Annotated in this window: 19 protein-coding genes and 1 tRNA gene; 6 read left to right on the forward strand and 14 right to left on the reverse strand. The window is 52.3% G+C overall.

Features of this window, described 5'->3' with window-relative positions; translation table 11 throughout:
• The first annotated feature begins 1 nt into the window (after position 1).
• The gene (locus tag ACFPQ4_RS16045) at positions 2 to 1,552 is read left to right on the forward strand and encodes a DUF3369 domain-containing protein (protein ID WP_378112885.1); all 1,551 of its coding nucleotides are present in this window, start codon (positions 2 to 4) and stop codon (positions 1,550 to 1,552) included.
• 68 nt (positions 1,553 to 1,620) lie between these two features.
• Here the strand turns inward: ACFPQ4_RS16045 and ACFPQ4_RS16050 are convergent, their stop codons facing one another.
• From ACFPQ4_RS16050 to ACFPQ4_RS16065, 4 genes are all read right to left on the reverse strand, one after another.
• Positions 1,621 to 2,637 (reverse strand): S66 family peptidase, encoded by a 1,017-nt coding sequence (locus ACFPQ4_RS16050; RefSeq protein ID WP_378112886.1) that lies wholly within the window; start codon positions 2,635 to 2,637, stop codon positions 1,621 to 1,623.
• Positions 2,638 to 2,699: 62 nt separating this feature from the next.
• A complete protein-coding gene (locus ACFPQ4_RS16055; protein ID WP_378112887.1) occupies positions 2,700 to 3,611 on the reverse strand; it encodes a hypothetical protein in 912 nt (303 codons plus the stop codon).
• Between the two features lie 5 nt (positions 3,612 to 3,616).
• Positions 3,617 to 5,497 (reverse strand): molecular chaperone HtpG, encoded by a 1,881-nt coding sequence (gene htpG / locus ACFPQ4_RS16060; RefSeq protein ID WP_378112888.1) that lies wholly within the window; start codon positions 5,495 to 5,497, stop codon positions 3,617 to 3,619.
• 148 nt (positions 5,498 to 5,645) lie between these two features.
• Positions 5,646 to 7,355 (reverse strand): TcaA NTF2-like domain-containing protein, encoded by a 1,710-nt coding sequence (locus ACFPQ4_RS16065; RefSeq protein ID WP_378112889.1) that lies wholly within the window; start codon positions 7,353 to 7,355, stop codon positions 5,646 to 5,648.
• A 603-nt stretch (positions 7,356 to 7,958) separates the two neighbouring features.
• On the opposite strand from ACFPQ4_RS16065, the gene ACFPQ4_RS16070 reads away from it, so the two are divergent.
• On the forward strand, positions 7,959 to 8,138 hold the full coding sequence (locus ACFPQ4_RS16070; protein ID WP_378112890.1) for a hypothetical protein: 180 nt from the start codon (positions 7,959 to 7,961) through the stop codon (positions 8,136 to 8,138).
• A gap of 140 nt (positions 8,139 to 8,278) precedes the next feature.
• Here the strand turns inward: ACFPQ4_RS16070 and ACFPQ4_RS16075 are convergent.
• Together ACFPQ4_RS16075 and ACFPQ4_RS16080 are read right to left on the reverse strand one after the other, a co-directional pair.
• Positions 8,279 to 8,353: transfer RNA gene (locus ACFPQ4_RS16075), tRNA-Lys, on the reverse strand.
• Positions 8,354 to 8,424: 71 nt separating this feature from the next.
• A complete protein-coding gene (locus ACFPQ4_RS16080; RefSeq protein WP_378112891.1) occupies positions 8,425 to 9,024 on the reverse strand; it encodes a DUF2087 domain-containing protein in 600 nt (199 codons plus the stop codon).
• Positions 9,025 to 9,243: 219 nt separating this feature from the next.
• On the opposite strand from ACFPQ4_RS16080, the gene ACFPQ4_RS16085 reads away from it, so the two are divergent.
• The 4 genes from ACFPQ4_RS16085 to ACFPQ4_RS16100 are packed head-to-tail and all read left to right on the forward strand — an operon-like array spanning position 9,244 to position 12,514.
• Positions 9,244 to 9,942: a class I SAM-dependent methyltransferase gene (locus tag ACFPQ4_RS16085; RefSeq protein ID WP_378112892.1), complete on the forward strand. Its 699-nt coding sequence runs from the start codon at positions 9,244 to 9,246 to the stop codon at positions 9,940 to 9,942.
• A 37-nt stretch (positions 9,943 to 9,979) separates the two neighbouring features.
• Positions 9,980 to 10,810, forward strand: a complete 831-nt coding sequence (locus ACFPQ4_RS16090; protein ID WP_378112893.1) for a glycosyltransferase family 2 protein — start codon at positions 9,980 to 9,982, stop codon at positions 10,808 to 10,810.
• Positions 10,811 to 10,817: 7 nt separating this feature from the next.
• Positions 10,818 to 11,873, forward strand: coding sequence for a glycosyltransferase WbsX family protein (locus tag ACFPQ4_RS16095; protein ID WP_378112894.1), 1,056 nt, complete (start codon positions 10,818 to 10,820; stop codon positions 11,871 to 11,873).
• A 38-nt stretch (positions 11,874 to 11,911) separates the two neighbouring features.
• The gene (locus tag ACFPQ4_RS16100; RefSeq protein ID WP_378112895.1) at positions 11,912 to 12,514 is read left to right on the forward strand and encodes a class I SAM-dependent methyltransferase; all 603 of its coding nucleotides are present in this window, start codon (positions 11,912 to 11,914) and stop codon (positions 12,512 to 12,514) included.
• 88 nt (positions 12,515 to 12,602) lie between these two features.
• Here the strand turns inward: ACFPQ4_RS16100 and ACFPQ4_RS16105 are convergent, their stop codons facing one another.
• The 8 genes from ACFPQ4_RS16105 to ACFPQ4_RS16140 all read right to left on the reverse strand — a co-directional run bounded on the left by ACFPQ4_RS16105 (position 12,603) and on the right by ACFPQ4_RS16140 (position 20,662).
• Positions 12,603 to 12,998 carry an iron chaperone gene (locus tag ACFPQ4_RS16105; protein ID WP_378112896.1) on the reverse strand — a complete coding sequence of 132 codons (396 nt, stop codon included), beginning with the start codon at positions 12,996 to 12,998 and terminating at the stop codon, positions 12,603 to 12,605.
• Positions 12,999 to 13,030: 32 nt separating this feature from the next.
• Positions 13,031 to 14,842, reverse strand: a complete 1,812-nt coding sequence (locus ACFPQ4_RS16110) for a cyclic nucleotide-binding domain-containing protein (RefSeq protein ID WP_378112897.1) — start codon at positions 14,840 to 14,842, stop codon at positions 13,031 to 13,033.
• A 16-nt stretch (positions 14,843 to 14,858) separates the two neighbouring features.
• Positions 14,859 to 15,491, reverse strand: coding sequence for a hypothetical protein (locus tag ACFPQ4_RS16115; protein WP_378112898.1), 633 nt, complete (start codon positions 15,489 to 15,491; stop codon positions 14,859 to 14,861).
• 114 nt (positions 15,492 to 15,605) lie between these two features.
• Complete coding sequence (locus tag ACFPQ4_RS16120; RefSeq protein ID WP_378112899.1) at positions 15,606 to 17,234, reverse strand: glycosyl hydrolase family 18 protein; 1,629 nt, start codon at positions 17,232 to 17,234, stop codon at positions 15,606 to 15,608.
• A gap of 111 nt (positions 17,235 to 17,345) precedes the next feature.
• Positions 17,346 to 18,092, reverse strand: coding sequence for an SDR family NAD(P)-dependent oxidoreductase (locus ACFPQ4_RS16125; protein ID WP_378112901.1), 747 nt, complete (start codon positions 18,090 to 18,092; stop codon positions 17,346 to 17,348).
• 108 nt (positions 18,093 to 18,200) lie between these two features.
• Positions 18,201 to 18,488: a hypothetical protein gene (locus tag ACFPQ4_RS16130; RefSeq protein ID WP_378112902.1), complete on the reverse strand. Its 288-nt coding sequence runs from the start codon at positions 18,486 to 18,488 to the stop codon at positions 18,201 to 18,203.
• A gap of 150 nt (positions 18,489 to 18,638) precedes the next feature.
• Entirely contained in the window at positions 18,639 to 19,139 is a 501-nt protein-coding gene (locus ACFPQ4_RS16135; RefSeq protein ID WP_378112903.1) for a hypothetical protein, read from the reverse strand.
• On the reverse strand, positions 19,136 to 20,662 hold the full coding sequence (locus ACFPQ4_RS16140; protein WP_378112904.1) for a GGDEF domain-containing protein: 1,527 nt from the start codon (positions 20,660 to 20,662) through the stop codon (positions 19,136 to 19,138). The genes ACFPQ4_RS16135 and ACFPQ4_RS16140 overlap by 4 nt, the downstream gene beginning before the upstream one ends.
• Positions 20,663 to 20,728: the final 66 nt, after the last annotated feature.

Here is a 20,728-nt window from a genome sequence, read left to right on the forward strand (position 1 = left end):
CATGACAACTAGAGAAGACGACGATTTCCTCATTTTCGCGGAAGAGGATCCCCTCGAGAAGAACACGGGACCCGCATCGCAAGACCGTTGGAAAATCATAATCGTGGACGACGAACAAGAAGTGCATCATTTGACGAAAATGGTGCTAAGCGACTTCGCGTTCGACGGCAAACGGCTCGAATTCATTAGCGCTTATACCGAAGTGACGGCGCTCTCGTTAATCGAGGAGCATGAAGACGCGGCCGTCATCTTGCTCGACGTCGTCATGGATGCGGACGATACGGGACTTAAGATCGTCAAGTATATCCGGGAGCAGTTGAACCGGACTTCGGTCAGAATCATTTTGCGTACCGGTCAGCCGGGTCAAGCGCCGGAACGTATGGTCATTACGAATTACGATATTAACGACTACAAGGAAAAGACGGAGTTAACGTCGCAGAAGCTGTTCACGACGATGATGGCCGCGCTGCGCTCCTACCGGGATATCATCGTCATCGAGAACAACAAAGTCGGCCTGGAGAAAATCATCAACTCGTCAGCCGATCTGTTCGAGCTGAAATCGATGCGCAAATTCGCTTCCGGCGTCCTCACGCAGCTTACGTCGATACTCAATTTGAACAAAAACGCGCTGCATTGCAACAGCTACGCAGCCGCCAAAGGCCAGGAGGAAATTTATATCCTGGCAGCCTCGGGAGATTACTCTTTCTCGGACAACGAGCCGATCGGGAACGTCGTTCCCCCGCATGTGTTCCAATGCATCGAGCGGGCGTTCAGGGACAAAGCGAGCGAGTTCAGGGACAACTGCTTCACTTGCTACTTCCAAAGCAAATCGGGCAAGGAGAACGTGATCTATTTCGAAGGCTCCAAGGAACTGAACGAATGGAATCGTTACTTGATCGAGATTTATTGCGCCAACGTGTCCATCGCCTTCGAGAACATTTATTTGAACGAAGAGGTCGAAAATACGCAGAAGGAAATTATATTCACCTTAGGCGAAATCGCGGAGACGCGCTCCAAGGAGACCGGGCAACACGTAAAGCGCGTTGCCGAATATTCCAAGCTGCTCGCGCTCAAATACGGCATTGCCGAAGAAGAAGCCGAGATCGTCCGGCTCGCCTCTTCCATGCACGACGTCGGTAAAGTCGCCGTTCCGGACGCGATACTGAACAAGCCGGGCAAGCTAACGCCCGAAGAGTTCGAAGTGATCAAAAACCATACGAACCACGGCTATGCGATGCTTAATCATTCGAAGCGCGAAATGATGCAAACCGCGGCGATCATCGCCTACCAGCATCACGAGAAGTACGACGGTACCGGATACCCGAACGGACTCGCGGGAGAAGATATTCATATTTACGGCAGAATCGCCGCGTTGGCCGACGTATTCGACGCTCTTGGCAGCGACAGAGTATACAAGCAAGCGTGGCCGATCGACCGCATCTTGGACTATTTCAGGGAAGAGCGCGGGCGACACTTCGATCCCGTGCTCGTCGACATCTTCTTCGAGAACTTAAACTACATGCTGGAGATCAAGAGAAAATACGCGGACTAACAATAAGAGAACGAATGCAAAGCAAAGACCGTCCCTCATCGAGGAGACGGTCTTTTGTAATCATGCCCTTAGGGATTAAACGTTTGCTTTACTATGCCTTTTCCCTCTCTCGCTTCGATCTCTACGTAAGCCCCGTTAACGAAAGTGATTTGGGGCGGAACATGACCGCAATCGATATCGTAAACGATCGGAATACGTACTTCCTCATACAGGTCTTCGTACACGTCCTCCACCGTATAATCGTCAACCGGCCGATTGGCGCCGCTTCTTCCGAACAGAATACCCGCGCAATTATCGAACCAGCCGGCGAGCCTCATCTGAACTAACGACCTGCGTAAATCCGCGGTCGATAATTCGCAATTTTCAAGTACCCAAACGATGGGCTCGTTAGAGATAAGTTGCTCTTGAAAATGCCGTACATCGCCGTATGGCGTGCCGATTAAATGTCTGATCACATCGATGCACCCGCATAGCAAGCGCCCCTGCATAGTGACGGCAGCATTCGAGATTACTTTCCAATCCGTTCGTTCGGTCAAATGAAAGACGCAGGGCGAAGGATTCGAGTGCTGCCATTCCTTCTGATACTTATCCGAAGAATGCTGGATGACCGATTCGCCAGCTTTCATAGATAAGACGGATTGCCACTTGGCCGTCGTATTATCGGAGAACTCTCCTCTAAGATCGATGAGATTCGTGCCATGAGCGGTTGCTATGCCCGTTCTTAAGGTTATGGCTAGCAACAACACGCTTATATCCGAATATCCCAAAATCCACTTGGGCTTAAATCGTTCAAATTCCAGAAATTCGAGAACTTCGATTAATAGCTCGCCGCCCCAGGGCGGGATGATCAACCCGATGCGATCGTTGCTCATCATTTCATTGAACTCGCCTGCGCGCAATCGGGCTGGTGCAGACTTGGCTTTGCGTTGCGTCCACACCGTCTCTCCGACAATAACGTCGTAACCCTTCGCCTTCATTCGACTACAGGATAGATCGATCAAATCGTGCAGTTCGACCCCTACCCCTGACGATGGCGCCGTTACGCCGATCGTTGCTCCTTCTTCCAAGTACGGATATCTAATCATCTTAATCCCCCTCTCCGTAAAAAGAGACATCCAACTAGTGAATGTCTCTGTCATCGTATCTTTTATTCCCGGAAAAACTCATACGTCCGGTTCCAGCGCAGCGTTTCGCCTGGTGCTGCCGAGAGCTGCACGAACATCTCCGCGCTCGCGACGTGGGTTTGGCCCCATACGGCCAGCCTGAGAAGCGGACGATCCAGCGTCTCGCGCATTCCCGCCCCGCTCGGCTTGTGCAGCAACGTCCAAGACGGGTTCTCGATCACGGCGGGCTCGAACGTCCTTGCCTCGGCGTAGAACGATTCTCCAGGCTCAGGCGTTCTGCGCCAATTCAGCGTATGTTCGTTCTGTACCAGTATCGGATGGTCGAGCGGCGCGAACGCCGAGCGGAACGGCAACGTCAGCTCGTAGTCCGGTCCGATCTCGGCGCCGTTAATGCGCACGAAGTTGTGGTTATATTCGCTCGTCTCGATCGGCTTCTCGCCGACGTTGCGCAGCTCGTAAGCGATGTTGAGCTTGTTGCCACGGGCGGTTAACGTCTTGATCAGTTCTGCCGCGTATCCTCTGCACGGCTTCGGCGCCGTACGGAATACGATGGAGCACCCGTCATCGCTAAGCTCGTAAGACGTCTCGAACGGATCCAGCTCATAGCCGCGGAAGAAGTCGTATCTCCCTTCTACCTGCTTCGTCAGCAAACCTACGCCGAGCTTGGGGAACTGCTCCCCTAGCTCGCAATCCGCATAACCGATCGGCTCAGCGTTGCCATACTCATTGCACAGACCGCCGCCTCCCGTGCCTTTGCCGGGCTCGAGGGACTCGTCGACGCAGAACGTCGCTGTCCGGTCTAGCGTTACTTGCTGAACCCATCCCGTCCAGTCGAACCGCGTTCTCCGGTAGTTCGTACCGGGAACCGCGATCTCGACCTTTAACCTATCGCTTAGGAGCGCGACGAACGCGCCGCCGGATTCCGACTGGCTCATCTTCGTTACACCATCACTTTGCAAATATCGTTCGTGAACGATACCGGATCTTCGATCGGCAAGCCTTCAATAAGCAACGCCTGATGGTAGAGCAGCGTCGTATACAGATCTAACTTGGCTTTATCGTTCTCGTACGCGTCTTGAAGCGTTTTGAATATCGCGTGGTTGACGTTGATCTCGAGAACCTTGTCGGCTTTGACGTCGCCCGCGTTCGGCATCGCCTTCAGCACCTTTTCCATCTCGATCGTCAGCTCGCCTTCCGTGGAGAAGCAGACCGGATGCGACTTGAGCCGTTTGGACGCGCGAACGTTTTTCACTTTGTCCGCGAGCAGCGTCTTCATCGCTTCGAACAAGTCTTTGTTCTGCGAGGCGGCTTCGTCTTCCTTGCTATCCTTCTCGTCGGACTCGATGCCCAGATCTCCGCTCGATACGGACTTGAACTGCTTATCCTTGTAAGTCGCGATCATCTTGATGGCGAACTCGTCGATGTCGTCGGTGAAGTATAAGATTTCGTAGCCTTTGTCCGCGACCATCTCCGTCTGCGGCAGCTTCTCGATCCGCTCGATCGACTCGCCCGAGGCGTAATAGATGTACTTCTGGTCTTCCGGCATTCTCCCCACGTACTCGTCGAGCGTAACTTGCTTCTTCTCCTTGGAGGAGTAGAACAGAAGCAGATCCTGGAGCACTTCCTTGTTCATGCCGTAATCGCTGTATACGCCGAATTTCAGCTGTCTGCCGAACGCTTTGAAGAACTCTTCGTACTTCTCGCGCTCGTCCTTCAGCAAGCTCTGAAGCTGGCTCTTGATCTTGCTCTGGATATTCTTCGCGATCAGCTTGAGCTGGCGGTCATGCTGCAGCATCTCGCGGGAGATGTTCAGGGACAGATCCTCGGAATCGACCAAGCCCTTCACGAAGCTGAAGTAATCCGGAAGCAGGTCCGCGCACTTATTCATGATCAGCACGCCGCTGGAATAGAGCTCGAGCCCTTTCTCGTATTCCTTCGTGTAGTAATCGAACGGCATGCTTCCCGGAATGTACAGGATCGCGTTATAACGAACCGCGCCGTCTACGCTAATATGAATATGCTTGATCGGCTTATCGAAGCCGTAATGCTTCTCGTTGTAGAAGTTATCGTAATCTTCCGTCGTCAGCTCGCTCTTGTTCTTTTTCCAGATCGGTACGAGGCTGTTGATCGTCTGCTCTTCTTCGTATTGCTCGTATTCTCCCTCGCTGCCTTCCTTAGGTTTGCTGCGGGACACGTCCATCTTGATCGGGTAGCGGATGAAGTCGGAATACTTCTTGATGATCGACCGCAGGCGGTACTCTTCCAAGAACTCGTCGTAGCTGTCGTCTTCGGTATTGTCCTTGATCTTGAGGATCACTTCCGTGCCCACGTCTGCCTTGTCGCACGGCTCGATCGTGTATCCGTCGGCGCCTTCGGACTCCCACTTGAACGCGGTGTCGCTATCGAGCGCGCGGCTGATTACCGTCACTTGATCGGCAACCATGAACGCGGAATAGAAGCCGACGCCGAATTGGCCGATAATATCATGGCCGTCCTTCGCTTCGTTCTCCTTCTTGAACGCGAGCGAGCCGCTCTTGGCGATGATGCCGAGGTTGTTCTCGAGCTCTTCGCGGGACATCCCGATGCCGGTATCGCGGATGACTAGCGTTCTGCTTGCCTTGTCGGCGATTACTTTAATATAGTAATGGTCTTTGTCGAACACGATCTTATCGTCGGTCAGCGCCCGGTAATAAATTTTGTCGATGGCGTCGCTTGCGTTGGAGATTAGCTCTCTTAAGAAAATCTCGCGCTGCGTATAGATCGAGTTGATCATCATTTCTAACAGACGCTTGGATTCGGCTTTGAATTGCTGCTTGGACATTGCGATTACCCCTTTGCGACGTAGATTAGCACTCTTACTTCGCGAGTGCCAACACTTATTTTTGTATCATTATCGCCATCCTCTGTCAATAAGAACGAACAAAAACAACCCGAAGCGAGTTGTTCGGGTTGTCGGCTGCTTAACAATCTTATAATTCCTTAGTATCGATCAGCGTATGCGCGCGAAGCTGTCCGTCGATCACCGTAAGCTTGAACGTCGATTGAAAGTATCTCCGTTTCGTAACGCCGTCGCTATTCGTAATATCGTAAGTTTCAGTCGTGTTCGCGGTATACGTCGTATCGTCGACGCGCTCGAAGCTATCCACGTTCATGCTGACCAGCTGTTCGGTAATGCCCAAGTCTTTCAGATGATCGATATAGGCTGCCGACTCCTTGTAGGCCGGACCGGACGGATCGATCAACCCCTCGACGATACCGAAATCTCGGTTATTGATCGCATCGACGGACGTTGAGCTATACAGCTGCATAAAAGATTGAATCGCATCGAAGTCGATTTCCCCATCCGATACCGTGGGTGCATCCTTCTGCAGATCTTCGACCTCGAAGTCGGCGGCATCGTTTGCTTTAACGATCTGTCCTTCAAACGTGTATTGATCGCTCCATTCGGCATTTTCAATCCACCAGCTATCCGTATCCGGCTGCTGACGGAACGTATAGGTCGCCGTCCAATTGATCGGCTCATTGTACGAGGAACCGTTAATTTCGCGGTACGTCTCGGCTATGCCGACGGTCAACGTATCCCCGTCGTACGCGACGGAGCTTGGATCGACGCGCAGGAATTCTAGCACGTATTTGAAGTTGTGATCCGCGGTGATGTTGTCTACCGTCTGCTTGTGGTATGAGCTGTCCGGATCGGATCCCTTGTACAAGCTCGGATCTTGCGCGTTCATCGCTTTCGTCCAGCTAATCGCCGAATCGTAGGCGAGATCGAGCGCCTTTGCGGCAATCTCTTGATCGAGAACGTCCCTTGCATCGAATCGGTCCGTCTCGTCCGTATAGATCGTCTCCTCGTTCGTGACCGATGCGCCTATAACCGTCCCTTCTACTTTCAGCTTGACGATTGCCGGCGCGGGTTTAATGACGATCGTCTCTCCCGTCGTTCCTTGCACGGGCTTTCCGTTGATCGTAGTCTTCCAATCACTGCTAGCCGGTAGAGTCAGCTCTAATTCGTACATCTCCGAATCGTCGGCAATAATCTCGTTGGATGATTCGCTATCGAAAGCATCAATGGCGCCGCTGGACGAAATATCCGCGTATTCGCCTTTCAAAATCGCCTTATAGTCATAGATCGACGGCCATACTTCGTCCAATCTACCGCCGTCTGAATTCAGCTCTCCGATCGTAAAACTGCTTTGAAGCTCGCTATCGCTGCTCGGTCCCTTAAAGGTGATGTCCACCGGCTCTACATGGATGCTCCACTTGCTTCCTCGCCAAGACTTCGACTCCGTGAACGAAAACCAATCGCTCTCGTCTTCGTCTACCGCCTCGTCGATCGCCTCTTTATACGCCGCCTTAACCTCGCTGTTAGCCAGCGTAGTCTCGAACAATCGCAGACGATCGTCCGCGAGCAGCGGCGATTTCGGATCATCCAAATATTTCGCGAACGCGGCAGCATCCTCGCCATCGATCGCTTCGATCAGCTTGTCCGCCAATTTCTCGGGGGTAGACGGACCATACGTTGCCCTTGCGAACAAATACCCGCCCGCCAACAGTGCTATTACGCCGATCGCGATGCTTCCTATAGTGATCTGCTTGGCCGTTAGCTTCTTCCTTGGCCTCGAAGGAGAAAGGATCGGCTGCGCAGGCATATAAGGTGCTGTTGCCGGCGTCTGTGTCATCTCTGTACTCGTACGTTGGCCGCATGAATCGCAAAATTGCCAACCCGGTTTAAGCTGCGTTCCGCATTGTCCGCAAAACATCTAATCACTAATCCTCTCGACGCGTCTCGTTTTGACTTTTTTCGACAATCACCTCTATACACTATCATCTCAAATATGTACTTACAATCCATATTTTCGGAGAATCCGCGCAACAAAAAAACGGCATCGCTGCCGTCATCTCGTTAGCCTTCGTAAGCCTGCTTAAGCTGTGCGATGTCGATCTTGCTCATCTGGAGCATCGCGTTCACTACTCTACCCGACTTCTCCGGATCGGGGTCCTGCATCAGCTGTCCGAGCGCAGTCGGAATGATCTGCCACGATAACCCGAATTTGTCGACTAGCCAGCAAGCATATTTTCACTGAAGCATTGAACATCAATCGCGTTCAAATCGAATCGACGGCGTCCGCTTTGTCCGACAATCTCGGCATGAAAGCCGCTTGTAGCTTGTCCTGATCTACCGACATCCTCTGCCCTCCCCGTCTCTTGGTTGTATAGCCTGGATGGCATTGCATTACAATAGCAACTAAATTAACGCTTTCCGAAGTAAAGGAGCGAACGGCATGGACTTGTGTCACTCATGGATTTACGAACAGGTTTTGAATACCGAAGGGTTCATGTGGACCATTGTTTATAGCGTGCTCGGAGTCAATGTCTTCTCGCCTTTGATCGTCTGGTACTTCATCGAAGGCAAGCCATTGTTCGCCAAAGCGCGCAAGTCGTTCAAACAACAACAACGGTAACGATACATGCGACATGGAAAAAATGAGCAATCGCATCCCGTAGTTTCCCTCCGATTCCCATCTCTTATCCCGAATCGAAACGCAAAAAAGGCGTTCGAATTGAACATCAATTCGAACGCCTTGCTTGATTGAAAGGGTTATGGTGGGCTCGGTGGGGGTCGAACCCACAACCTACCGGTTAAGAGCCGGTTGCTCTGCCATTGAGCTACAAGCCCGTCCATGTAACCAATATAATAACACAACGGATTTCTAAAGGAAAGCTATTTCGAGAAATCGGCTACTAATATCAAGATAACGTCTCCCATTTCGCCCACATTTCCCTCGGATTCAATTCGTAAATTTGATCCTCCCTAAACATGTATTGATGCATGATGAACTCTCTTCGGAGGGTCGCGAAATCCTCGTGGAACGGTTTGATGAATTCATTGATTTCCCGTTCAGTGTACTTGCGTCCCTTCTCCAACTTAGAGACCAAGTGCTCCAAAACGATCAGCTTCTTCTTAAGCTGTACGGGTACGTTCTTCAATTTCCCCGCTGACGTAAAGAAGTTTTTGAGAACGGATTCTCTTAATCTTTGATGCTGGCCTTCCATGTCGCTTGCCCCCTCCTCGGTGGAACGGTAAATAAGATCGACGATCGCGCTCGCGTTATTCCTTATAAAGTAATCGTTCAGCGAAAAATAAATCGTGTTCTTGTCCCGCCGCTCGTTGATCAAGCTTGCCGACCGCAATTTGGCCGCATGATGGGTAATCGTCGCAGGCGTGACGCTTAGCTTCTCGGCTAGCGCTTGGCCGTTCGCTTCGCCGCCGGCGAGCAGCACTAGCATCCTGATTCGCGTAGGGTCGGCAAGCGCCTTGTGGTAATGGACGATCTTATCTAATTGCATCGTTATCCTCCGCTTCTATTTTTACGATTATCTAATTAGATATTCATTAAATTAGATGATAGACGAATAGGGTGGATTTGTCAAACGAAATGGAAAATGTCAATCAATCGCCCGCCATAAATAGACGAATGAGCCGTTGGCTTTCCGGAGGCTCGGCATACGATAATACATCCCATTCTCAACTGCGAATACGAAGCGGAGCGAGCAAAGGAGAAGATCATGCATCGATATTGGGACAAGGTGATCAAGCCGATCCTGATCGCCTCGCGTCCGCGAACGATCGTGGAGATCGGTTCGATGAGCGGACTGAACACCTTCAAGCTGCTGGACTATTGCAAATACTGCAACGCGAACTGCTTCATTATCGAACAGACTCCTCTCTATAACGTCGAGCTGCTGAAGGCGTATTACGGGCATCGCGCGACGGTTATGGAACGATTAAGCCTAGACGCATTGCCGGAAATCGTCCAATACGATCTCCTTCTCGTCGATGGCGACCACAACTGGTATACGGTCTACCACGAGCTGGCGTTGGCGGAGCAAATGGCCCAGCGCACGGGCCGATTTCCGATCGTGCTGCTGCATGACACGGACTGGCCTTACGGGCGCAGGGATATGTACGCATCGCCGGAATCGATCCCCCCGGCATTCCGCCAAGCTTACGCTAGGCAAGGAATGGAGCCCGGCCGGTCCGCGCTGCTTGAATCGGGCGGTTTCAACGCGTATTCGAATAATGCCGTCTCCGAGCACGGAGATCGGAACGGCGTGTTGACGGCGATCGAGGATTTCATGAAACGATCCGTTTTCGACCTTCGATTATTCAAGCTGTACTCTCATCATGGACTAGGCATCCTAGTGCCTTCGCAGTCCGAGTTAATGCTGACATTGCCATACATTATCGCAGCGTCGGGCATGTGATAGAACCAATATTCGGGTCGACAAGGAGATAAGCGCAGTGGCATTAACTTCAATCGTCATCCTTACCCGTAACGGACAAGAACTCACCCGGCGGTGCGTGGACAGCATCATCCGGCATACGGACGAACCCTACGAATTCCTATTCGTGGATAACGGGTCGACCGACGGCACGCTGGATTACTTGGCAACGATTCCCGACTCCGTCGTTATCCGGAACGAAGTCAACAGAGGATTCGCGGCGGGGTGCAACCAAGGCATGCTCGCGGCTTCGGGCGAGCACATCGTCTTGCTGAACAACGACACGATCGTAACGGCGCATTGGCTGAGCGGTCTGCATGGTTGGCTCCTGCGGGATAGCTCGATCGGCATCGTCGGGCCCGTATCGAACAACGTCGCGCCGATTCAACGCGCTCACTTCCTCTCGCCGTACTCACGGGACGCCTTGGACGCGATCGCGGAGTCTTGGCGGATGCAGCATGCGAATACCGGATTTTACGCGCACAGGCTGATCGGCTTCTGCATGCTCTTCCACCGCGGCCTTCTGGACGTTATCGGGGGAATGGACGAGAGGTTTTTTCCCGGCAATTACGAAGACGACGACTTTAGCATTCGCGCCAGAATAAGCGGCAAGAGATTGTGGGTCGCCAAAGACGTGTTCATTCATCACGAAGGAGGAGCGACGTTCCGGACAATGGAGCTCGATACCAAGATCGCCTCTATGAGGAATGCGGAGAAGTTCAGAGATAAATGGAGCGTCGGTCTGTCTCCCTTCGAAATCGATACGCAAGGTTATGATCCTACCGCAATCGTATCGCGGGAGCCGTTCTTTATCCCCGAGCGGCACTACGTTCCGTTCGAAAGGAGTTGAATCGACTTTGAAACTGATCGCTTTTTATTTGCCTCAATTCCATCCGATTCCCGAGAACGATGCGTGGTGGGGCAAAGGCTTCACGGAGTGGACGAACACGAAAAAAGCGATTCCTTTGTTTCCCGGCCATTACCAGCCCAGAGAACCTTTGCGCGATTATTACTATGATTTGACGGACCCCGCGGCTAGAAAGTGGCAAGCGGATATCGCCAAGCAACACGGAATTCACGGCTTCTGCTACTACCATTACTGGTTCAAAGGAAAGCGGTTGTTAGAGCGGCCGTTTAACGAGGTTGTCCGGACGGCGGAACCGGATTTTCCGTTTTGTCTTTCTTGGGCCAACGAGCCATGGTCCAGAACTTGGGACGGAAGCTACCATGACGTCCTGATGCCTCAGGATTATGGGGATGAGGCGGATTGGAAGGAACACTTCGAATACTTGCTGACCGCTTTTAAAGATCCGCGATACATTCGCAAAGACAACAAACCTATATTCCTCATCTATCACCCGGGCGGTATCCCTCGTTGCGCGGAGATGTTGCATGTTTGGCAGACGCTAGCGAGAGCGCACGGACTGGACGGCATTTATTTTATCGAAACCTTGAACGGGTATCCGCTCTTCAGCCCTGCCGGATTCGACGCCAGCGTACAGTTCGAGCCCCACTACACATGGATTCACGGAGGCGGAAGGAACGACTGGAGCGCCGTGGACGGCTATCATCAGAAGTTTCATTTGAAAGATTACGATCGCATGTGGTCTTTGATCCTGAGCCGGACCGCTGACGACAAATCCGCAAGGACGATTCCCGGCGCTTTCGTAGATTGGGACAATAGCGCTAGAAAAGGCAACCGGGCGCTCATCTACTCGGGGGCTACGCCGGAAAAATTCGCGGGTTACCTTAGCCGGCAAATCGAGCGAGCCGCCACGGTTTACCAAAGCGAGTTTTTGTTCATTAACGCTTGGAACGAGTGGGCGGAGGGCACCTATCTGGAACCGGATAAGAAGCATGGGTATCGGTATCTGGAAGCGGTCAGACGAGCATTGGATGAAAATGATCTATAACTTATCCAATTATCAAAAAGGTTCAGAGGTGAATGTACATGGATACTAATCGCGACTATCCTCGGTTATTGGTCGGCGAGCTGTTCGGAGCCGTCGAGCGCATCGAAGGCTGGCTGACCCATCTGGAACAAATGGCGCTACTCCACCTTCCCCTATTCGTCGATCATCTGTCCGGGGATATCGTTGAGATCGGTTCGTTCAAAGGGAAAAGCACCGTCTCGCTAGGTCTAGGGAGTAAATGGCTAAGCGGTCAAAAGCGGAAGGTGTACGCCATCGATCCTTTTATGCCCGACGTGTGGCATTATCGCGCTCCGTACTTCGAGGATTTTAAGCGCAATATTCAATCGTCCGGCCTAGAAGATTATGTTATTCCTATCAACAAACCGAGTTACGAAGCCCTTGACCAGTGCCCCGAGCGAATTTGCGGCCTGTTCGTTGACGGGGACCATTCTTATATAGGCGTCAAAAGGGACATCCAGCTATACACGCCCAGGGTAATCGACGGCGGTATGGTGGCTTTCCATGATTATTCGGTTTACGCCGACGTGGCAAGGGCGGTCGACGAGCTGTGCGACAGCGGGGATTATGTCTATGTCGGCGATTACGACAGCTTGCGTTTGCTTCGTAAAATAAAAAAGTAAGGGGCGGTTTCACCGATTCGCAAACGAAAGGACCTCAAATTCCACCGCAAAGTGGAGGATGAGGTCCTTTTTCTAGAGGAAATCCTGCTTACTTTTTCTTTTTCGTTTTCGCTTTAGCCGCTGCTTTTTCAATATTTTGCGCGACCCTGTAGCTCACGATTTTCTTTATTAGATCGAAAGGAATCGGCTGGGCGATCGGAAATTGCAGCGTTCCTTTACCGCTCCTATAGGGGGCGATCTCCTCCTGGAACGCGTTCAGACCGGTGGATGCCGGGTAAAACCCGATATGATTTTTGTAAGCGGCAAAGTAAACCAGATTGCCGTGCAGCGCGAACGCCGGCATTTGATAGCTGATTTTCTCCGTCGCATCCGGCGCCGCTTCTTTGATTGCTTCCCTTACGCGCTGAAGAATGTGCTGAACGTCAGGCGAGAAGGTCGCGATATATTCATCGGTAGAAGTGAATTCGGGTTTGTTGTTATCCATGATCTTCTCCTTTCGTACGGCGGCAGGCGGTCTTATTTGATCCGCAACGCACGGCCGCAGCGGGCGCAATACCTGGTCTCCCGAGGAGATACGGTGCCGCAGCCCTCGCAATGCAACTCGCTCGCGTTATAATCGCTCGGATCGACGTGGCTCAGCGCTTCCTGCACGTACGGGTTCAAGGTCGCGAAGGCATGGAATTCCTCTCGCTTGCCCGCACGGATTAAGGCGTACAACAAAGTTAAGCCCACGCAGCCTACAGCTACCATCATGCCCATTTTGGCTAAGCCGGTTGCGAGATGGTAATCCCACATCGCATGCAGGGCGATGACGATGGCTAGCAGGACAATCGCGCCCGAAACCTTAGACCATAGGCGCGACTTAGACTTCAAAGCCGCGAAGCCTACCCATATGCCCGCCGTCGCAATAGCCGTCCAAGTGCCATGTCCGAACGGCGACAACAACGCCCTCATCCATAACACGGAGAGCATGCCGACCGACGAAGCGTCGCCGATATGCGCCCATCCGTAGATGACGCTCTCTATGGCGGCGAAGCCCATGCCCGCCGCCGCGCCGAACACGACCGCATCCATGAGAAAATGCATTTGCCTAGAGCGGACAAGCGCGATACATACGATCAGCTTGGCGCTTTCCTCGATGACGGATATCGAGAGCGGCAGAGTGATAGGCCCGAAATGAAAAGGCGCGGCGCCTTCTCCGAATAACCACTCCCGCTCCACGTACCACGCCAACGGTACCGCGACGATAGCGGAAATCGCGAAGATCATGCCGAGGCGCGCCTGACCGAACCCTAACAATTGATGGCTTCTTATGTAAGAGACGAAAGTAACCGGACCTACGATGCCTCCGATTACTAATGCCGCGTAGTTCAGCCAATCGTTTTTCAGGAACATGGCGGTAAGGGAAAGTGCTACGAACGCCCCTCCGAGCCAGAGGAGCAGTTCGACCCATCGTTCTTTCGCTTTCGGGAGAACGGATTTCGTTTCATCGGCTTTGGGCGCTTCTCCGATGTCAGGCGTTACCTTAGACAACAGATGAGGGCTTCGAATGCGAAGGATTTCCATGAACTGCGCGCGGACGGGAGCGTAATAGCTCAGGATGTAATGAAACTCGGACTTGCCCATGACGAGCAGTTCGCTATCCTCCGCGGCAACGATCTCAAGCTCGGAGGAAGTATCCGTCAACACCCCGGTCTCGCCGAAAAAGTCGCCGTTAAGCAGCGTCGTCCTGCGCTTCTTGGCGTCGCGCGCTTCGAGTCTGCCTTCGCTGATCATGTAAAATTGTTCGACGAGCTCTCCCGCTTTGACGATCGTCTCGCCTTTGGACACTTTCTTGATCTTCGTAATTTCCGCTAAGCCTCGAAGCTCCGCGTCGGGAATAGCCGACCAGATCGAGGCGTTGCGCAGCAACCGATGGATCATGCGAATGCGCACGGTGAGCAACAAGCTCTCGTGAAAAAGCGGACTGCTGACGGCTAATCGGTCGAAAGTGGGTCTATCCAATCGTAGCGCAGTCACGTCTCCGATCGCCGTCACCCGCGCCGATCTTCGCTCGTTGCGCAACAGGCCAATTTCACCAACCAGAGAACCTGGGCCGAGTTCGGCCAGCAACACCGTGTTTCCAATCAGGTTGCGCGAGGTTACTTGCACTTTGCCATCGCTGACGAAGAAGCAGTCATTGGATGCTTCGCCTTCGACGACGAGCGGTTGCCCATCCGCGAACATGACGGTTTCAATGGCGCTAGCCGTATCCGATAGCTCGTGCTCCGGAACGCCGTGCAACAAGTTGTGTTCGCGTAAAAACGCGAATGCGGATGCGTAGGACATCGTTGCCCTTCTTCCGTTATCTCATATTTCCGATGATAGAGGATCTGGAATCCGCCATCTTCTTGATGAAGTTCGTCATAATATCGAAAGCTTCGTTGCGCTTGTTCGATAAGCTTTGTATGCGAAGCATGTCCATCTGCTGAGAGTTGCTCATCGCATCGACCTGGCTCTTGATTTGCTGGATCAACCCTGCGAGCTCTCCTTTATTCTTCGGTGCAGTATAGTTGAGTCCGGCAGCCGTCAACGCGCTCGCGGCGTTCGCGGATAACGTAAGCGGGCTGTCCGCTTTCGCGTCGGAAGGCAATGTTGCCAATTGACTGTTCAACTCGTTCAGCGCGTTATTTATTTTGGAGATTTGATCGTTCTTCGCCTGAACGGACGCGATCTGATCTTTCAATTGCGTCTCCAACAGTTGCGCCCGCTGAGACTGCACGGCCATCATAGCCGTCTCGAGATCCATGCTGCTCACCTCGACTTGCGTCATGCCGCCGACTCCGTTGACGGCTCCGACCGCATTTTGCGTAGCGCCTTTGCCTAGCGCGTCTTGCACCGAATGATACACGGAATCGTTGTACATCAGGGCGGATCCCCCGAGTACCCCCAATATAAATACGCCTCCCAAAGTCAAAGCCTTCTTCTTATTGCTCATTTCGACATCTCCCTCTCCTAATTTTCTTATTTTCAGCATATTATTCCATGTTCCGATAGTCAATCAAAAAGAGGGGCTTTCGCCCCTCTTAGCTAGTCTTGGCACCTATTCTATTTAGTTTGCTAGCTGCTGTAACTTCGCCGTCTGCTCGCCGACCAGCTCCCAATCCTCCGCGGTATAGTTGCCCATGTGCCAGAGGGAAACGCCCTTCAGTCCATAAAACTTGGCGAGCCATATTTTCTTGGCTATGCTTTGCGTATCTTCGTAATAAAGCTCATGGCTTCCGCGTTCATCGACGAACGTAGTTCGGCTGAGGAAGTAAGGCATCTCCGGCTTGGTGACCACGCCAGGCATAGCCAGCCTCTTCTCGACGTCCGCGATAGACGGGCTAAGCGCCGGACCGGTTACGCCGGATGCGGTAATCCACTGATTGGCCTGTTTGGAGAGGCCTAGCACGAGCTTTTCCTTCGGAATAACCTTAAGCGCGGTAAGCACCGTATCGTTGACCAGCGGCAACGGAGCGGATGGAAGCTTGCTCTCGCTGTGCGTGAAATCGTAAGCCATCAGGATGACCGTGTCGGCCAGCTTGCCGATCGCCTCCAAGTCGTAGCCCTTGTAATAATAAGTAGGCTGAACGGCAACCGATAACGTACGCGAACCCAATTGGTCCTTAAGCGACTTAAGAAATTGGACGTAGTTCGCCGCATTGTCCGCTTCTTTCAAGCCTTCGAAATCGATATTCACGCCAGTGAACGAATAAGCCGGATTGTTTAACGTTGCATGCAAGGATGAGATAAATGCGGTTTGAGCAGGTTGATCTTTAAGAAAATCTTTCAAGGTCGCGCCGTTGCCGAATACCATCAGTTCCTTAGTGGCTTGAGACGCATCGGCAACCGCCATCACTTCCTCGTACCCGTCCGGAATGCGATTCACGGTCGTGCTAGTATTCAATTGCGCGGTTCCGGCGACGCTGTAATCCAGATGGGACCAACCCATGATGACATTGGAAAGCTTATCGATCTGATGAATAGCCGAGTAAGATTGAATCGCATAATAACCGGTAAAATCTATCTTTTGTCCGGCGACGCGCTTATCGATCAGACGATAGACGACGGCCGCCGCCTGCTTGCGAATTAATGGCTCCTTCGGTTTGAAACCCGTAGCATCGCCCTCCATAATGCCGCGCTTCGCCGCATAATAGACGTAAGGCTGCATAGCCGCGTTTATAGCCACCTGATCTTTAAAGGCGCGACGATCGCGCTCTTGCTTCCAATCCGTCTTCAGCCATTGCTGACGCGTCTCCGCGCTCTCGGACTCTAGCAGCGCTTTGCCAACGAGCATGGCAACTTCCTGTCTCGTGATCGTCTGTAACGGATGGAACATTTTTTTCTTATCCAATAGGCTATCGATCCATTTATGTTCGAGAGCGACGGCAATGAACGGGGCGGACCAACTCGTCTTAGCGACGTCTGCCGGCGTTGGACCGACAGCGGCTCCCGTCTCCAATTGACTCGCCATCACGAGCAGTTTGATGAATGCTTCTCGGGACAAGTCCGCGTTCGGACGATAGGTCCGATCATCGTATCCGTTAATGATACCCAATGCGGATAACGTATAGATCGGCTCTCGGGAGTAGTCGTTCTCCTCGTCCTTGAACGGCAATAACCCCACGTTATAGGCGAAAGCGCTTTGCGAGAACAGCATAACGAGCATGAACCCTAGTAAACTTACTTTTTTCAGCATGGCAATCCGTTTCCCTTCCAACTGCAATCTCTTTAATAGAATCGCGATGAGCAACCCTATAATAGACGCAAGGGAAAACGATTAGTTACGTGCCACCGTGAAATCAAGTCTCTATTCTTCGTAAATCATCCGCCGCGTCATCCCGCCGTCAACGACGAGATTGATGCCGGTGACGAAGTCGTTCTCCGGATCCGTCAAATAAAAACACGCCCGCACGATATCGTCAGGCCGTCCGACGCGCTTCGCCGGATGCTGTTCATGGTCCAGCTCCCTTAGCGCGCCGTAATCCCCGGTCTCGATCCAACCCGGGCTAATCGCGTTAACGGTTATCCTGTCGGCTCCAAGCGATACGGCTAATGCATGCGTCAACGCGATAATACCGCCTTTCGAAGCGGCATAAGCCTCGGAATTCGGCTCGGACATGAGCGCCCGCGTCGAAGCCAAGTTAACGATCGCCCCGCCGCCATGATCTCGCATCAACTTAGCGGCTTCTCTCGCGCATAAGAAGGTTCCCCTTAAATTGGTGTTGATCACGTAGTCCCACTCGTCGATTCCCAGATCGTACGGCGACTTCCATTCGCCTAGCCCAGCGTTATTGATCAACACGTCGACTTTGCCAAGTTGCTCGCGAACGGATCCGAACGTTGCCGCGATCTGTTCCGGCGAGCTTAGATCGGCGGTAAAACCAATTGCATGGCCTCCCGATCCCTTAATAGCCGCTACCGCTTGATTGACATTCGCCGCGTCCCGGTCAATGGCTACGACAATAGCCCCTTCAGTTGCGTAGGCTGCGGCAAGCGCCGCACCGATGCCTTTGCCCGCGCCTGTAATTACGACCGTGTGGCCCGAAAATTTCATTCGATATCCGCCCCTCTTCAGCGTTTTGTTGATGATAGTTTCATTTTACATGCAAATAGCCCTCCACGCTTATAACTAAGCAATAAAGGGCTATTTCCTTATGGCGTATTACTTGCTTCCGTACTCCTTATTCGCTTGCTCGAGCATCGTTTTCCACTCCGGGAACTTCGTTTCTCTAGCCACGTGCCGGTCGAAAAGCTCATCCGGTATGTTCGCGACGTCTTCTTGGACGTTCACTTGAAAATTGCCCTTCTGTAAGAAGGCCGCAAAACTCGTAAAGTTTGTGTGTTTGCTCATGAACGACTCGTTGAACAACTCGTCGAGCGCAATATGATTCGGATCTTTGACGTACGTCTTCTGACCTTGCAATTCCAACAGCAGGTCGTCGAACGACATTGGTTTTTGCTTCTTCAGTTAAACCACCCCGGGCTTTAATGTTTGTGTAATTCCGCTCCAAATGAACCTAAGCACATTATTATAGCATAGATTGCGTGCTCACACATCGCTTCTAACCGATTCTAATTTAATCTTGCCCAATTTAATCGCTTAAGTAAACTTCTTTTTACGCATTTGGCCGAACGCTTCCGTGAGCGTATCCGACTGGGTCGATGGCAACATCAGCTTGTACGTGCTGATTTTCCCATACGTCTTCCGATCGATCTTTCCTTCAACGAGTAGCTTCTCCAGCAGCGGTATCCATAACGTATCGGCCGATATATAGGCGACTAGCCGATCGGTGCCTTTTGTTGTTCTGAGCATGACGCGAATACCGATTAGCTGGGGATAAACCCAGGAATCGTACTCTTCCACGATCCGATATTGCTCGATCCCTGCCTCCAGCAGCTCAGGTTGATTCGTCGGGAGAGGAATCGCGTACACCATTTTATCGAACGAAAAAGTCAACTCTTCCTTCGAATGCCCAAGCCGTCTTAGTAGGGAGTTCACATACCAACGCAGATGAAGGGAATAACCAACCCGGCTCCCGACGATGGCGACAAGCAAAAAGACTAGAACGCATCCCAGTTGTATGATCTCGATCCGGCTCATACGGCATTCGCTCCTTCCTCGCGCATGACGATGCGGTTTTTGCCTGTGCGCTTGGCTTCATATAACGCACGGTCTGCCGCATCCATTAACAGCGCGACGCTCATGCCCGGACGATAAGCCGCCGCGCCTCCGCTGATCGTAACTTTGCCGCCCGGCTGGGCTTGGCCATTGTGGAATGCATAGCTTTCGACTGCCGACTTAATTTCCTCGGCGACGCGGCTAGCCTCCGCCAAAGAAGCATCCGGCAGCAAAACGACGAACTCTTCTCCGCCGAATCGACAAGGTACATAACGATCGGAGGCAACGGAAGCGATCAGCCGACCTAACACGATCAGCAGGTTGTTGCCCTCGAGATGTCCGTTCGTATCGTTGTACCGTTTGAAGTTATCGATATCCAGCATGATCAAGGAGAGCGGCATGCCCTCCTGTTCAGCCTGAAGCACATATCGTTGTACGGCATCCTGATAAAAGCGTTGGTTGTACAACCCCGTCAGGCCGTCCGTGATCGACAACCGCTGCGTCCGTTCGTACAGCCGCGAGTTTTCGATGGCAATGCAGGCTTGAGCCGCCAACGGGAGAATGCTGTCCACCCCGTCGATATCGAGCGGCTTTCGATTAATATTGTTATCCACGATAATGACGCCGACTGCCTTGTCTTGATTGATCATCGGCACGACGGCAAAAGAAGTCATTCCGAACATTTCCGAAAATAGCTGCTGCACGGCATCCGAGCTGTCGATCTCGCGAACGAGGTAAGGCTTCTGCTCGCGGATCGCCCGATGGATGACGTGATCGTCGGCGCTCGTCTGCGGAATATCGATCAGCTTCAGCGCATCGTTCAATTGATAGTCTTGGATGTTCGCTTCGTCTTTGCGAGCGATAAAATCTCTCAAGTTCATGCGATCGTTGACGACCGTATTCCAAATACGGATACCGTCCGTATTGTTCATCGAACCTACGCCAAGCTCGCCCTTCAGCCGATTGCCGCGTTCGTCGAACAAGAAGAGCAACGCGCGATTGAAGCCGTGTCCGTACCCTGCCGTAATCGCCGTCAAAATAATATGCAGCAGTTTGCTCGTATCCATCGTGCTCTGCAGTCCGACGCTGACTTCTTTCAGAATCGAATAAGGTCTGGACTGCTTGTATAGTTGCTCTTGCCACAGCTTGTCCGATTCTCGTTGCTTGCGTTGTTGACGAGAGAGGATCATGCCGGCAAACCCGGCGATGACGGTACCCGTTAGAGCGGACCAACTATAACCGCCTTCCGCGGGCATTAACCACCCGACGATGATAACGGAGACGAGCGCCCCGTATCCGAAATAACTATAGGACAAGAGCAGCACGAACCCGCTTCCGATGATCGGCATATAAGTTTCCAATGCGGTCGTATCAAGAGCCATCAGCAAGATTAGCGCGCTAGCACATAACATTAGCTTGTTGATCGCGGCACTGAAGTAAAAGCGTAGAAAAGCGCCCGTTATAGAAACCGTGACGGTGACGATGAGGAGCGGAAGCAGATTCACGGGGATTAGCCCCTTTCGTTGCGATGATGATGTCGGGTTCTCGAATAAAATTATTCGACGAAATTC

Source organism: Cohnella yongneupensis (genome assembly GCF_042655785.1).
GTDB classification, from domain to species: Bacteria; Bacillota; Bacilli; order Paenibacillales; family Paenibacillaceae; genus Cohnella; species Cohnella yongneupensis.

What these genes read in the sequence shown, in the direction of transcription:
- ACFPQ4_RS16125 (WP_378112901.1), bottom strand. Translation starts at nt 18,092, where the DNA reads ATGAAATTTTCGGGCCACACGGTCGTAATTACAGGCGCGGGCAAAGGC.
- ACFPQ4_RS16085 (WP_378112892.1), top strand. Translation starts at nt 9,244, where the DNA reads ATGCATCGATATTGGGACAAGGTGATCAAGCCGATCCTGATCGCCTCG.
- ACFPQ4_RS16120 (WP_378112899.1), bottom strand. Translation starts at nt 17,234, where the DNA reads ATGCTGAAAAAAGTAAGTTTACTAGGGTTCATGCTCGTTATGCTGTTC.
- ACFPQ4_RS16050 (WP_378112886.1), bottom strand. Translation starts at nt 2,637, where the DNA reads ATGATTAGATATCCGTACTTGGAAGAAGGAGCAACGATCGGCGTAACG.
- ACFPQ4_RS16135 (WP_378112903.1), bottom strand. Translation starts at nt 19,139, where the DNA reads ATGAGCCGGATCGAGATCATACAACTGGGATGCGTTCTAGTCTTTTTG.
- ACFPQ4_RS16130 (WP_378112902.1), bottom strand. Translation starts at nt 18,488, where the DNA reads ATGTCGTTCGACGACCTGCTGTTGGAATTGCAAGGTCAGAAGACGTAC.
- ACFPQ4_RS16115 (WP_378112898.1), bottom strand. Translation starts at nt 15,491, where the DNA reads ATGAGCAATAAGAAGAAGGCTTTGACTTTGGGAGGCGTATTTATATTG.
- ACFPQ4_RS16080 (WP_378112891.1), bottom strand. Translation starts at nt 9,024, where the DNA reads ATGCAATTAGATAAGATCGTCCATTACCACAAGGCGCTTGCCGACCCT.
- ACFPQ4_RS16070 (WP_378112890.1), top strand. Translation starts at nt 7,959, where the DNA reads ATGGACTTGTGTCACTCATGGATTTACGAACAGGTTTTGAATACCGAA.
- ACFPQ4_RS16110 (WP_378112897.1), bottom strand. Translation starts at nt 14,842, where the DNA reads ATGTCCTACGCATCCGCATTCGCGTTTTTACGCGAACACAACTTGTTG.
- ACFPQ4_RS16105 (WP_378112896.1), bottom strand. Translation starts at nt 12,998, where the DNA reads ATGGATAACAACAAACCCGAATTCACTTCTACCGATGAATATATCGCG.
- ACFPQ4_RS16045 (WP_378112885.1), top strand. Translation starts at nt 2, where the DNA reads ATGACAACTAGAGAAGACGACGATTTCCTCATTTTCGCGGAAGAGGAT.
- ACFPQ4_RS16100 (WP_378112895.1), top strand. Translation starts at nt 11,912, where the DNA reads ATGGATACTAATCGCGACTATCCTCGGTTATTGGTCGGCGAGCTGTTC.
- ACFPQ4_RS16055 (WP_378112887.1), bottom strand. Translation starts at nt 3,611, where the DNA reads ATGAGCCAGTCGGAATCCGGCGGCGCGTTCGTCGCGCTCCTAAGCGAT.
- htpG (WP_378112888.1), bottom strand. Translation starts at nt 5,497, where the DNA reads ATGTCCAAGCAGCAATTCAAAGCCGAATCCAAGCGTCTGTTAGAAATG.
- ACFPQ4_RS16065 (WP_378112889.1), bottom strand. Translation starts at nt 7,355, where the DNA reads ATGACACAGACGCCGGCAACAGCACCTTATATGCCTGCGCAGCCGATC.